Origin of the sequence: Rhodocytophaga rosea, assembly GCF_010119975.1 — a bacterium.
GTDB classification, from domain to species: domain Bacteria; phylum Bacteroidota; class Bacteroidia; order Cytophagales; family 172606-1; genus Rhodocytophaga; species Rhodocytophaga rosea.
In genome coordinates, this window is the sequence record NZ_CP048222.1 from 7,263,708 (window position 1) to 7,276,383 (window position 12,676).

The window sequence follows — 12,676 nt, forward strand, 5'->3', positions numbered from 1 at the left end:
CTATGGTTTTAAGCCCAATCACCGGAAAAGCTAATGTATTACTGGAGGAAAAAAAATCTACAAAAGAGATTATAGCAGGATATAAACAGGCTTTCAATATTGATACTTCAGATTATTTTAATACTACTCCTTTCATAGAAGTATACAGATGTCTGGATACAGATTACCGGTTTTATTATCCTTTTCATATAGCAGGCAATGGTTCTTTCTACGATCAGCTCCAAAAGCAGCCATGGTATTATTCTGAGTGGAAATGGGAGTATCAGATAGCCCTTGAAACTTTCCGGAGTGCCGGTAGATTATTGGAAATCGGTTGTGGAAATGGATCTTTCTTAAAAAAGATGCAAACCAATGCCATTCATTGCATAGGGTTGGAATTGAGTGAGGATGCAATTAGCGCTGGCAAAAATCAGGGCCTGGACATAAGAAAAGAACTAATTGAGCAACATGCTGAAAAGAATGAAGAGACATACGATTATGTATGTGCTTTTCAACTGCTGGAGCATATAAGTGCCGTACACTCTCTGTTGGAAGCTTCTTTGAAAGTATTAAAAAAAGGAGGGTTAATACTGGTAGCCGTGCCAAACAATGATGCGCTATTCTTTAAATATAAAAGAAATAAGATTAACCATTTAGACCATCTGTATCAGGCCACTAGGTTACTTAATTTACCTCCGCATCACATGGGATTATGGAACAGAAAATCCTTGGAAAGTTTACCAAAAGTGTATCCTTTGCGGCTGGAAAATATTTTTACTGAACCCATGAATGAACACAGAAAGCTATTGAATCAAAGTATTCTTACAGACCGGATGGGCATTGCTGGGAAAGTTTTAAATAAAACCGGTGCTACTGTGCTTTTAGAGAGTTTTTTTAAAGAAGACTTTAAATATGCCGATACGATTATGGCTATTTATACCAAATTATAATAGCAGACTCACCATTATAGCAAATATGCAGCCCAGCTGGCATTTATGAAAAAGAAGATTCTTTTTGTTAGTCACGAAGCTTCCAGAACAGGTGCTCCAATTGTTCTGCTGCATTTACTAAAGTGGCTTAAAGCAAATACCAGTCTTGAGTTTATACTATTAGTGAAGTGGCCCGGAGAGTTGATGGATGAATTTAAAGAACTAGCGCCTACATACGTATATCAGTTTCCATACCCATCCGTAGATGGTTTTAAAGGTAAACTAATCAGAAACTGGAATACCTATTTAGGCATTCCTTCCTATTACAAGAACTTAAAAAACGAACTGCTTGCTCAAAATGTAGGATTAATCTATGCTAATGGCATTGGGACTGGTGTTCTGTTAGATTTTTTATCGTTTCTCAATTGTAAGGTAATATCGCATATACATGAGTTAGAAATTGGAATACAGGCAAATGGAAGTAATAACCTGGCACTACTTAAAAAATATACTTCTCATTATATAGCTGTCTCTAAGGCAGTGAAACATAATTTAATAAGTAAACATACTATACCTGAGAAAGTAATAAGTTTAGTTTATGAATTTGTCCCGGTAGTAGAAGTAGAAAAAAGCAGGCAACTCTTCCAGGAATTTGAAATACCTGAAACTGCTTTTATCATAGGTGCCGCAGGCAGTGTAGATATAAGAAAAGGGGCAGATTTATTAATTCTACTGGCTAAAGAAATAGCAGAAAAGGATAATGGAAATTTATGTTATTTTATCTGGGTTGGCAACAAACCAGAAGAGCATAGTTACTTTTTACAGGATATATATAAATTAGGTCTTGAAAAAAATGTTGTGTTTACCGGACTAAAGAAAAATCCATTACCGTATTTTAATAGTTTTGATGTGTTTGTTTTATTGTCAAGAGAAGATCCTTATCCGCTTGTTTGTTTGGAAAATGCCTTATTGAGTAAACCTATTCTTTGTTTTGATCAATCCGGAGGCATGCCTGAATTTGTTGAAAATGACTGTGGATTTGTGGTGCCTTATCTGGATATAAAGGCTATGGCTGCTAAAATTATTGAACTACAGTCTAATTCTGTATTGAAAACACGGTTAGGAAACAATGCAAGGAGAAAGGCTACCGATCAACATAATGTTCATGTAGCTGCGCCTAAAATTCTAGACATTATCTATCAATATTGTAATGAGTTAAAAACTCAATAACTGTATTATTACATGAATCCATCAAAGGAGCTTATCCCTGTTGTAACTACTTTAGATGCTGGCTACTTGCAGCATTGTGCGGTTATGCTGGGTTCATTATTTAAGAATAATCCTACCTATAACTTTCATATATATATAATCATCAGTTTTGCTGATAATAATGATTTACAAAAGCTTAAAAGTTTTGTTACTAACTATCAGCATGCATTAGAAATAGTGAGAATAGATGATAAAGAAATAAATAATTTTCAGACCGTACACCATATCACTACAGCTACCTATTATAGATTACTTATTCCAGGGCTGCTTCCAGTTTCCATTAACAAAGTTTTGTATCTGGATGTAGATGTGATCATCAGAAGAGATATTTCTGATCTTTGGAATACAAATATTGAAAATTACAGCGTTGCTGCAGTAATGGAGCCTATGTTTACCAGGCATGCTAAATTAAATATACCAAAAGAGGCTAATTACTTTAATGCAGGTGTATTGCTGATGAACCTGGAAAAATGGAGAAAAAATGATACAACCAGACAAATTCTAACATTCATTGATAAAAATAATGGTTCTCTGGAAATGCTGGAACAGGATGCACTCAATGCCATATTATACGACCAATGGCTGTGTCTTCCTTTTGTATGGAATGTAACATCTGTTCTGTTTACGGCAACCGCTAAGGAATTACATATAGATGAAAGCGAATTAATCAATGTAATAACAAATCCCTGCATTATACATTACACAGGCTATTCCAAGCCCTGGCACTACACAAATACTCATCCGTTTAAAAAAGAATATTACAAGTATCTACAACTTACTCCCTGGAAGAACTTTAAACATCCGGAAGAAACGGTTTGGCATAAGATTAAGCAGTCAGGAAAGAAACTGATGAATTTAGCCTATGGCAGAAAAAAGTTTGAGGTATATAATTAAGTAGAATTATGCTCAATACGCCTGTTTTATTTCTTGTATTTAACCGCCCTGATACTACTCAAAGAGTTTTTGAAACAATAAGGCATGCAAAACCTAAGCAGTTATTTATTGCTGCTGACGGACCTAGAACGCATAAACCGGAAGATGCCGAAAAATGCAGCAAGGTGCGTGAAATTGTAAGTAGGATCGACTGGGACTGTGAGGTAAAGACTTTATTCCGTGAAAAAAACTTAGGCTGTAAATATGCAGTAAGTTCTGCTATAGACTGGTTTTTTGAAAACGTAGAAGAGGGAATTATTTTAGAAGATGATACACTGCCAGATCACAGCTTTTTTACTTTCTGTGAAACATTGCTTGCCTACTATAGAACTGAAAAAAAGGTCATGCATATTGGCGGGGTTAATTTCCAGAAAAAGCAGCCAAAAAATAATACGTCCTATTACTTCTCAAAATATAATCATAGCTGGGGATGGGCAACCTGGCGCAGAGCCTGGCAGGAAAATGATATGATGATGAAGGATTTTACAATTTCTCAGCAACTCATCAATCATAGATTTAATTCTGCTCAGGAACGTAAATATTGGAATAACATTTTTACAAAAACTCATTCCGGAGAAATCAGCACCTGGGATTATGTTTGGACGTATACATTATGGAAGTTAAATGGTTTAAGTATTATACCAAATAAGAATTTGGTTGTGAACATCGGATTTGGAGAAAATGCCACTCATACCACCAATCAGATAGTTAATTCGACTATGCAATTAGATTCAATGAGTGAAATGATTATTCATCCGAACGAAATCAGGATTAATACACAGGCAGACCGGTTTACTTTTCAAACCTTGTTTTATTCATCCACATCCCTTATAAATCATATACGCAATTTTTGCTATAAGCATTTGCCAGATATACAAGTAAATAAATTACGGACTTTCAGAAGAAGATTTTTTCCTTTTAATAACTGATATGTTACAGTATGTGAAGCATGTAGGTAAATATTTACTCAGGCCAGAATACCGTTTAAGTGAGAAAGAGGCAAAAAAACTACAACTCATCAAACGCCAGCCAAGATTTACTGTCATTCAAACAGATATTTTTCCATCGCCTCTTTGGATGGTTGATTCTGCTTCCTTTGTGTTTATTTACAGTGAAATTTTTAAACAAGAAATCTATAAGTTTAAAACTTCCAATGCCAAACCGTACATACTCGATTGTGGGGCTAATATTGGATTAAGTACGCTTTATTTTAAGGATCTTTTTCCGGATGCTGAAGTTGTTGCTTTTGAGCCTGACACAAAAGTATTTGAAATTCTGGCTAAAAACGTCCAGTCGTTTCGCCTTACAAATGTTTCTTTACTAAATAAAGCAGTATGGCATTCCGAAACTAAGTTACAATTCTATGCCGAAGGAGCCGATGGAGGAAGAATAACTAATGATATAAAAGAGGCCAATGTAGTTGAAATCGAAACAGTTAGATTAAAGGATTTTATTAATCGCCCGGTTGACATGTTAAAAATTGACATTGAAGGCGCAGAAACGCAAGTATTGGAAGATATTGCAGATGTTTTATCATACATTGATAAAATATTTATTGAATATCATTCTTTCGTAAACCAGGAGCAAACGCTGGATAAAATATTAAAAATTATTAAAGAAGCAGGCTTTACATATTATATAAACCAGGTTGGGATTGTTTCTCAATCGCCGTTTTATGAGAAGAAAGCATTTTTGGGTATGGATAATCAACTAAATATATTTGCCGACAGAGTAAAATAGTATGAAGCTTCTTAATCTGGGTTGTGGAAATCGATATCATAAAAGCTGGACAAACATTGACTTTTATTCTGCCAATGAAAGTGTGCTTTCTCATGATCTTACCCAAGGTATACCCTTCGATAACGATACCTTTGACGTAGTATATCATTCGCATGTATTGGAACATTTTTCTAAAACTGGAGCGGCAGCTTTTTTAAAAGAATGTTTTAGGGTATTAAAACCGAATGGCATTATTAGGATAGCAGTTCCTGACCTGGAAAGTATTGCCAGGATTTATTTACAACAACTCGAAAGTGCATATAACAGAGAAGCCGGTGCAGAAGCTAATTATGATTGGATTGTATTAGAAATGTATGACCAGACCGTCAGGAACCGGCGTGGGGGAGATATGGCCGATTACATTTTTCAAGGTAATTTAGCAAATGAATCATTTGTATATGCCAGGCATGGCCTTGAAGCAAAGAATCTCCGCAAAGAATTCCTGAATGCTAAAGATCAAAACAAGCACCAAAATACGACGGATTCATTATACAACCGGGTATTTAACTTTGGAGCCTATAAGCGGAAATTAATAAAGTTACTTCTGGGAAAAGAATATATTTCTTATGAAATAGGTAAATTCAGAATGAGCGGAGAAATCCATCAATGGATGTACGATAGATTTTCTCTTTCAAGGTTATTACTGCAAACCGGTTTTAAAAACCCGGTAAAAATGACTGCTTTTTCCAGCAGTTTTCCGGAATGGAATACTTTTGAATTAGAGTCAAAAGAAGGAGAGATTTTCAAACCAGATTCACTATATATGGAAGCTTTCAAAATAAACTAATACATGAAAGTTCTTCATATAAATACTTTCGACACAGGAGGGGCAGCAAAATCTTGCCTAAGATTACACCAGGGATTGTTAGAGCAGAATATTGACTCAAAAGTAATGGTGTTATATAAATATAGCCATCTTGAACAAGTCTATGATTTTTTGCCTGATTACCAACAAACTTTATTTAAACGTATTGAAGGGTCATTTTTATACAGACGAAACAAAGTAATAAAATCTTTAAAAAATAAAATATATCCGGGAAAGGTACAAAGCAGCCCTCATACTATTTATAATATTTTAAAACACCCCTTAACTCAACAAGCAGATATTATTCATCTACACTGGGTTGCCAGATTCTTAGATTATGATTCTTTTTTTAGTGTAGTAAATAAGCCAGTCGTTTGGACTTTGCATGATATGAATCCAATCTTAGGTGGATATCATTATGAAACAGATATGCTAGGTATGAGGCCATATGATGAATTAGAAGAAGTAAAAAATATCAAAATCAAAAAAAAAGCCTTACAGAAAGTATCTAATGTTTCAGTGGTGTCACCCTCTTATTGGTTGTATCAGAAAAGCTTACAATCTGCTTTATTAGGCAATTTCTCAAATTATTATATTCCCTATGGGGTAGATACAAATAAGTTTAAACCTGCTGATAAAAAAAAAGCCCGGGAATATTTTTCTTTACCACAAGAAAACAAAATACTTTTATTTATTGCCGATTCTTTAACAGATCCCAGAAAAGGCTACAGTTATTTGGTTGAAGCGTTAAAGCAGATTGATTTAAGGGATACTTTATTATGCACAATTGGAAAGGGCAATATTCCTCCAGTTGATTTTCCTTTAAAACATCTTGGTTATATTGCAAGCGAAAATGAATTGTCGCTTGCCTTTGCAGCAGCTGATATTTTTATAACCACGTCTATTGAAGATAACCTGCCAAATACTGTTCTGGAATCTCTGGCATGTGGTACACCTGTTGTGGGTTTTCGCATAGGTGGAATTCCGGATATGGTGATAGAAGGAGAAACCGGATTGTTAGCTTCTCCTAAAAACATTAGCGAATTAGCTGAAAGAATGCAATGGCTTTTGAAAAATGCTAAAGAAAGAAATGAGATGGGTAAAAAGGGAAGAAAATTAGTTGAGGAGAAATTTACGATCTCTACCCAGGCAGATCAATATAGAAATTTGTATAATTTGATTACAGTACACAAATGAGAAGGTTATCTTAAAATGCTAAAAAAGTTAATTATTCAATGTATTGACATAGGTTTACATCCATTCTATGGAAAAAAACAATGGCAATCTTTTTTTGGATTTTTACATAGTGTAAGCCTGAAAGGGATGAATTTAAGATACAACCCGATTGGAGACAATGGAGAAAAATGGTTGATCAATAAAGTATATCAGTATTACAGCAAAAAAAAAATAACGCCAATAATTTTTGATGTGGGTGCCAACATTGGAGAGTATAGTGCCGCACTTTTACAAACTTTCCGGAAAAATATACAGCTATACAGTTTTGAACCCTCCTTACGGACATTTAAACTGCTACAGAATAATAGTTTACTTGCTCATTCTACCATTAACTTGTATAATATTGGGTTCAGCCATGAAAAAACAAAAGCCCGATTTTCTTATAATATACATGATCCTGCTACCAGTTCACTCTATTCGCTAACAAATAATAATGATACAATAATTGAAGAAGTAGAACTTACGACCATAGATGATTTCTGCTTCTTGCATCATATATCTCATATCCATTTTATTAAAGTAGATGTAGAAGGCAATGAGGTAAATGTATTAAAGGGCGCAAGTCAAATAATTAGCTCAAATAAAATTGATTTTATTCAATTTGAATTTGGCCCCAGGAATGTTGATTCAAGAACTTTTTTAAAGGACTTTTACATTGTTCTAGAAGCAAAGTTTAATATATACAGAATCTTAAGAAACGGGCTTTATCCCTTAAATCCCTATCACCAGGACTACGAAGCTTTTTTGGCGGGAAACTACCTGGCTATAAATAAAAGGATAAGCCTAGCTGAGCTGGTTGAGTAACATCTGTTCTAATTTGCTGACATCTACTTTTATATCATCGCTGCCACTGTATTTTTGTACGCCTACGCCTGGACAATCCAGGCGTAAATAGTCTATATTAAAAGCAGATGCCAGGTTATAAAAAGTATCCTGTCCATGATCCTCATGGATGATGTCGAGCAATAATTTACCTTCAGTCATGTACATACTGTTAGAAAAACCAGCTCCATGTATGCCTGCACAAATATGTGTATTTGTAAATAACTCAATTTGTTCTGAAACTGATAATTTTTCCATGGCTATTCTCTCAAACCCCCAACCCTTTAATAGCTCGAAAACCTCATCTTCATTGACAGCTTTGCGAAAAGTAGCTCCTTTACGGCTGATAAATATTTTTCCAGGGAAGGAATTTTCCGGACGATTGCCTCTATAGCTATTTTTTATAAACCCAGCCATTTCTCTGATCAGAGGCTCGTGATGTTGTAAACCGGGAGCTGTATGCATGGGGAGCCATAGTTTTTCTGCTAATATCAGTTCCTCATCTTTTATTGGAATGATTTCCTTAAAGGTGAAAAAAGACAGATATTGATCAATAAAAGGTTTCAACTGCTCATGTATCAGTAATTTTAGTTGAGGAGTGAATTCCCTTATACTATATATCCGGGGCAATGCTTCTAAAGTCCAGTGATAGTAATTATCATAATACGCATTGTGTGCCACCAGGCAGTCGCCAGACACTCTTTTTACTTTATTGAGTAGTATTTTTTTATAAAAGGTATATGCATTCTTATTTCTGGTAAACATGGAATAAACTGATTCTTTCACGACTCTTCCATTTTTGAATACTATTCCATAGGGTGAAACATACGCATGATTAAGTTTACATAGGTAACTAGGTTCAATGTACTCTTCAAGTCTGATGAAACTTTTTGCATTTTTTATTACATCATAATTGAGAGGAGGTTTTCTTTTAATAATTAAGCCGTCATGCAGCAGCGTTTTTTTCATATTTTTGCGAAATTATCCTAAGAATTTAATAGATATTTGTTTGGCTGTTTATCCCAAAATTACAATTATTACCCCATCTTACAATCAGGGACAGTACTTGGAGCAAACCATCCAGTCGGTACTTAGCCAGAGTTATCCTAATCTGGAATATATTATTGTAGATGGAGGTAGTACAGATCATTCTGTGGAGATCATAAAAAAATATGAAAAGCATTTAGCATACTGGATAAGTGAAAAAGATCAGGGACAAAGTCATGCTATTAATAAAGGTTTACAAAAAGCAAGCGGAGACATTATTAACTGGCTTAATTCTGATGATTTCTATGAACCGCAAGCCTTACATACAATAGCCGCTGCCTTTGAAAATCCGTCAGTACTTGTAGTGTGTGGAAGAGGCAGACTCTTCAGGAACTTAAATGAAACTGCCTATTATTCCAATGGAACAGACGTTTATTCCGGAAATGTAGCAAAAACCATAGGATGGGCAAGAATAGATCAGCCGGAAACATTTTTTAAGGCATCAGTCATTCAAACAATAGGCCCATTGGATACCAGATTGCATTATTTGATGGACCGTGACTGGTGGATTAAATTTTTATTTACTTATGGTTTGAAGGGTATTGTGAAAACGCCTGAGATACTGGTTAATTTCAGGCTGCATGATACTTCGAAAACCGTATCCCAAGGGCAACAATTTCAAATAGAGCATGATACCTTTTTTTATTCACTGGCTAAGCAGTTTAATCTGTTTCATTATGTAGATATAATAAAACAAACCTGCCAGATTAATGAAAAGTTTGCTTTGCAGACGGTTGGAACATATGATGTGGATCTGGTTGAAAAATCATTAACTTATTTTTTATTACGAAGGGCAAATGAATTTTATGCGCAGAACAACAAAGCAAAAACAAAACTTTTATTACAAAGTATCCAGGTAAAACAACTGGCATCAGCAGACCAAGGTTTGTTCAGGACTTTATATTTCCGGAACAAATATATTCCTTCCTCTATTATTAATCTATTGCGTAAAAGATAAAAGTCATTGGAACTTAGTATTATTATTCCTACCAAAGACAGGGGTGGGATTTTGCAAAAAACGCTGGAACATGCCTATCATGCTATTCAGACTCATCAGGCAGAAATAATAGTGGTGAATGATTCTAAAACTACCTATGTGGAAGTTGATCCCTTGTTCCAGGACAAAATTAAAGTGATTAACAATTCTAAAAGTGGGGTCGCTTCTGCACGGAATCTGGGGGCAAGTCAGGCGCAGGCTGAGCTGTTACTTTTTCTGGATGATGATATGTTAATTTCTGCCGGGAATATTCAAACAACTTTACAGCTTCATCAACAATATAAAAACTGTTGTATCAACCTGAACTGGATTTATCCCCCGTCACTCACTGAAAGACTTACAGATACAAAGTTTGGACGTTATCTGATTCATTACGGCTTTACTTCCTTAAAAGGATGGAACCGTGGAGAACATTGGGATCAGACACAGCTATTTGCTGCAAATGGAATAACGAGCCAGTATTTATCTATAGAGAAAACTGTTTTTTACACAGCAGGAGCATACAATGAAAATTTTCCTCATGCAGGATTTGAAGATTACGAATTTGCGCAAAGGCTCCGCAAAGCTGGTGTAACTTTTTATATTTATCCCTTAAGTATGGTATTTCATAATGAGGAAGACAGGTTACTGGTAAAAGCCTGGTTGCAAAGAAAGAAAAGAGGCGGAGAAACCAGGCAGGTAGCAGTAAAAATGGGTTTTAAACATTTACAGATTCATTATAGCAGGTGGAAATACATACTGTTATCATTATTGTCTGGCATAAATGGTATACTACATGGTATGCTTACATTAATTCCAAATAAAACTTATTTGGATTTCTTATATTTCAGGATCGTTAATATTTTACTGGCAATTGCTATTTTTGATGGATACCACAAAAAATAATAATCAGATAAAAGTAAAGTATATACTTTCGAACATTAATAAAGCCCTGGCTTTTGAATGGATAGCTGAAGAGTTAGACAGAAGCAAAATTCATCTCTCATTTATATTATTAAATCCGGATGATTCTGCCCTGGAGCAGCACTTGAAAGCGCATCAAATCAAGGTTGATAGAATCAGGTATAAGGGTAAGAAAGATTTGCCTAATGCTATTTATAGAATTTATACAATCCTGCGCAAGGAACACACCCAGATTGTACATTGCCATATGTTCGATGCCTGTGTAGCCGGATTAACAGCTGCCAGATTAGCTGGTGTTAGAAAGAGAATATATACCAGGCATCATGCTACTTTTCACCAGCAATATTTTCCAAGAGCTGTATGGTATGATAAATTTATCAGTCAGATGGCTACTGATGTGGTAGCTATCAGCGAAAATGTGAGACAAACACTGATAGGAGAGGGAGTTAATGCCAGCAAAATAAGATTAATCCATCATGGATTCCGGCTGGAAGGATTTGAAAAAACAGATCAACAGAAAGTATTGGGTTTAAAAAGAAAATACAACCCTAATAGTAAATCTCCTGTAATTGGTGTAATTTCCAGATATTTTGAATTAAAAGGCATTCAATACATTATTCCTGCCTTAAAGCAAATCCTCCATACCTATCCGGATGCACTTTTAATACTGGCAAATACTTCCGGAAATTATACTGCCCAGATCAAAAGTCTTTTACAGGAAATTCCCTCAGATAATTATATTGAAATTCCGTTTGAAAAAGATATTTTTTCCCTCTATCAGCTCTTTGATATTTTTGTGCATGTTCCCATCGACCCCCAAATAGAAGCATTTGGACAAACCTATGTAGAGGCTCTTGCTGCAGGTATTCCTTCTGTATTTACAAAATCCGGGGTAGCCACTGAGTTTATTAAGGATGGTCAAAATGCCATGGTAGTACCCTTTAAGAGTTCACAAGCAATAGCTGATTCATTTTACTCCATCCTGGAAAATCCCAATCAGACACAAAATATTGTCTGGCAAGGTAAAACAGATGTAAAAAAAATGTTTACTTTGGGCAAAATGGTTGATTCGTTAGAAGAATTATATGGGAAATAGTATCTTTTTTACGGTTGTAATTCCCACTTATAACCGGGCAGGATTTATTACAAAAACTATTCAATCGGTATTGGGTCAAACTTTCCAGAATTTTGAAATAATAGTAGTGGATGATGGCAGCACAGACAACACAGAGGAAGTGATGAAATCCATTATAAGTGACAAAATCACCTATCATAAGAAAAAGAATGAAGAAAGAGCAGTAGCCAGAAATACAGGTGCCCGGATGGCTTCAGGAACCTATGTAACTTTTTTCGATTCGGATGATCTCTTGTATCCCAATCATTTGCAGGAAGCTTATGCGATGGTGCAGCAACATCATTCGCCGGAATTTTTTCATTTAGGCTATGATATTAAAGACCCTGAAGGGCATTTAATTGGCAAAGTTGATCATCTGGAGGGGAATTTAAATGAAAAGCTTATCGAGGGCAATATCTTAAGTTGCAATGGAGTGTTTATCCGGAAAGATATTATTCTCAAACATCCCTTTAACGAAGACAGAGCTTTATCTGCTTCTGAAGATTGGGAATTATGGCTGCGGCTGGCTAGCCGGTATCCTTTATACTATTCCAATACGATTACTTCTACTGTCATCAACCATGACCAGCGAAGTGTACTTGTCATTAATAAGGATAAGTTAATCAAACGGCAGGAGCTTTTTGTAAAATATGTATGGCAGGATGAAAAATGCCTTGAAAAATATGGAAAATATAAAAGTAAAGTAATAGCAAACACTTATACTTATATTGCGTTGCATCTGGCCTTAACCAAAAAATACCGCCTGGATGTAATCAGATATTTATCAAAAGCATTTATACAATCAGTGCATGTATTGAGAAGCCGGAGGTTTTATGCCTCCATTAAACATATATTTTAACAGA

At 35.2% G+C, this 12,676-nt stretch carries 13 protein-coding genes; 12 read left to right on the forward strand and 1 reads right to left on the reverse strand.

Annotation, left to right across the window (positions count from 1 at the left end; all coding sequences use genetic code 11):
* The first annotated feature begins 2 nt into the window (after positions 1-2).
* The 8 genes from GXP67_RS29810 to GXP67_RS29845 all read left to right on the forward strand — a co-directional run bounded on the left by GXP67_RS29810 (position 3) and on the right by GXP67_RS29845 (position 7,734).
* Positions 3-929 (forward strand): class I SAM-dependent methyltransferase, encoded by a 927-nt coding sequence (locus GXP67_RS29810; protein ID WP_162446516.1) that lies wholly within the window; start codon positions 3-5, stop codon positions 927-929.
* Between the two features lie 183 nt (positions 930-1,112).
* Positions 1,113-2,138, forward strand: coding sequence for a glycosyltransferase family 4 protein (locus tag GXP67_RS29815; RefSeq protein ID WP_162446517.1), 1,026 nt, complete (start codon positions 1,113-1,115; stop codon positions 2,136-2,138).
* A gap of 12 nt (positions 2,139-2,150) precedes the next feature.
* A complete protein-coding gene (locus GXP67_RS29820; RefSeq protein ID WP_162446518.1) occupies positions 2,151-3,071 on the forward strand; it encodes a glycosyltransferase family 8 protein in 921 nt (306 codons plus the stop codon).
* An 8-nt stretch (positions 3,072-3,079) separates the two neighbouring features.
* Positions 3,080-4,039, forward strand: a complete 960-nt coding sequence (locus GXP67_RS29825) for a hypothetical protein (protein ID WP_162446519.1) — start codon at positions 3,080-3,082, stop codon at positions 4,037-4,039.
* A gap of 1 nt (position 4,040) precedes the next feature.
* Positions 4,041-4,850, forward strand: coding sequence for an FkbM family methyltransferase (locus tag GXP67_RS29830; protein ID WP_162446520.1), 810 nt, complete (start codon positions 4,041-4,043; stop codon positions 4,848-4,850).
* Between the two features lies 1 nt (position 4,851).
* Positions 4,852-5,676 carry a class I SAM-dependent methyltransferase gene (locus GXP67_RS29835; protein ID WP_162446521.1) on the forward strand — a complete coding sequence of 275 codons (825 nt, stop codon included), beginning with the start codon at positions 4,852-4,854 and terminating at the stop codon, positions 5,674-5,676.
* 3 nt (positions 5,677-5,679) lie between these two features.
* Positions 5,680-6,891 carry a glycosyltransferase gene (locus GXP67_RS29840; RefSeq protein ID WP_162446522.1) on the forward strand — a complete coding sequence of 404 codons (1,212 nt, stop codon included), beginning with the start codon at positions 5,680-5,682 and terminating at the stop codon, positions 6,889-6,891.
* A 126-nt stretch (positions 6,892-7,017) separates the two neighbouring features.
* Positions 7,018-7,734: an FkbM family methyltransferase gene (locus tag GXP67_RS29845; RefSeq protein WP_162446523.1), complete on the forward strand. Its 717-nt coding sequence runs from the start codon at positions 7,018-7,020 to the stop codon at positions 7,732-7,734.
* Here the strand turns inward: GXP67_RS29845 and GXP67_RS29850 are convergent.
* On the reverse strand, positions 7,714-8,721 hold the full coding sequence (locus GXP67_RS29850) for a glycosyltransferase family 61 protein (protein WP_162446524.1): 1,008 nt from the start codon (positions 8,719-8,721) through the stop codon (positions 7,714-7,716). The genes GXP67_RS29845 and GXP67_RS29850 overlap by 21 nt on opposite strands.
* Before the next feature lie 40 nt (positions 8,722-8,761).
* Here GXP67_RS29850 and GXP67_RS29855 point away from each other — a divergent pair, with 40 nt between their 5' ends.
* From GXP67_RS29855 to GXP67_RS29870, 4 genes are read left to right on the forward strand one after another with little or no spacing between them, the layout of a single operon-like run.
* A complete protein-coding gene (locus GXP67_RS29855; RefSeq protein WP_162446525.1) occupies positions 8,762-9,757 on the forward strand; it encodes a glycosyltransferase family 2 protein in 996 nt (331 codons plus the stop codon).
* A gap of 6 nt (positions 9,758-9,763) precedes the next feature.
* Positions 9,764-10,681: a glycosyltransferase family 2 protein gene (locus GXP67_RS29860; RefSeq protein WP_162446526.1), complete on the forward strand. Its 918-nt coding sequence runs from the start codon at positions 9,764-9,766 to the stop codon at positions 10,679-10,681.
* Positions 10,662-11,795: a glycosyltransferase family 4 protein gene (locus GXP67_RS29865; RefSeq protein WP_162446527.1), complete on the forward strand. Its 1,134-nt coding sequence runs from the start codon at positions 10,662-10,664 to the stop codon at positions 11,793-11,795. The genes GXP67_RS29860 and GXP67_RS29865 overlap by 20 nt, the downstream gene beginning before the upstream one ends.
* Positions 11,785-12,672 carry a glycosyltransferase family 2 protein gene (locus tag GXP67_RS29870; protein WP_162446528.1) on the forward strand — a complete coding sequence of 296 codons (888 nt, stop codon included), beginning with the start codon at positions 11,785-11,787 and terminating at the stop codon, positions 12,670-12,672. The genes GXP67_RS29865 and GXP67_RS29870 overlap by 11 nt, the downstream gene beginning before the upstream one ends.
* The last annotated feature ends 4 nt before the right edge of the window (positions 12,673-12,676 follow it).

What these genes read in the sequence shown, in the direction of transcription:
- GXP67_RS29810 (WP_162446516.1), top strand. Translation starts at nt 3, where the DNA reads ATGGTTTTAAGCCCAATCACCGGAAAAGCTAATGTATTACTGGAGGAA.
- GXP67_RS29815 (WP_162446517.1), top strand. Translation starts at nt 1,113, where the DNA reads ATGGATGAATTTAAAGAACTAGCGCCTACATACGTATATCAGTTTCCA.
- GXP67_RS29820 (WP_162446518.1), top strand. Translation starts at nt 2,151, where the DNA reads ATGAATCCATCAAAGGAGCTTATCCCTGTTGTAACTACTTTAGATGCT.
- GXP67_RS29825 (WP_162446519.1), top strand. Translation starts at nt 3,080, where the DNA reads ATGCTCAATACGCCTGTTTTATTTCTTGTATTTAACCGCCCTGATACT.
- GXP67_RS29830 (WP_162446520.1), top strand. Translation starts at nt 4,041, where the DNA reads ATGTTACAGTATGTGAAGCATGTAGGTAAATATTTACTCAGGCCAGAA.
- GXP67_RS29835 (WP_162446521.1), top strand. Translation starts at nt 4,852, where the DNA reads ATGAAGCTTCTTAATCTGGGTTGTGGAAATCGATATCATAAAAGCTGG.
- GXP67_RS29840 (WP_162446522.1), top strand. Translation starts at nt 5,680, where the DNA reads ATGAAAGTTCTTCATATAAATACTTTCGACACAGGAGGGGCAGCAAAA.
- GXP67_RS29845 (WP_162446523.1), top strand. Translation starts at nt 7,018, where the DNA reads ATGAATTTAAGATACAACCCGATTGGAGACAATGGAGAAAAATGGTTG.
- GXP67_RS29850 (WP_162446524.1), bottom strand. Translation starts at nt 8,721, where the DNA reads ATGAAAAAAACGCTGCTGCATGACGGCTTAATTATTAAAAGAAAACCT.
- GXP67_RS29865 (WP_162446527.1), top strand. Translation starts at nt 10,662, where the DNA reads ATGGATACCACAAAAAATAATAATCAGATAAAAGTAAAGTATATACTT.
- GXP67_RS29870 (WP_162446528.1), top strand. Translation starts at nt 11,785, where the DNA reads ATGGGAAATAGTATCTTTTTTACGGTTGTAATTCCCACTTATAACCGG.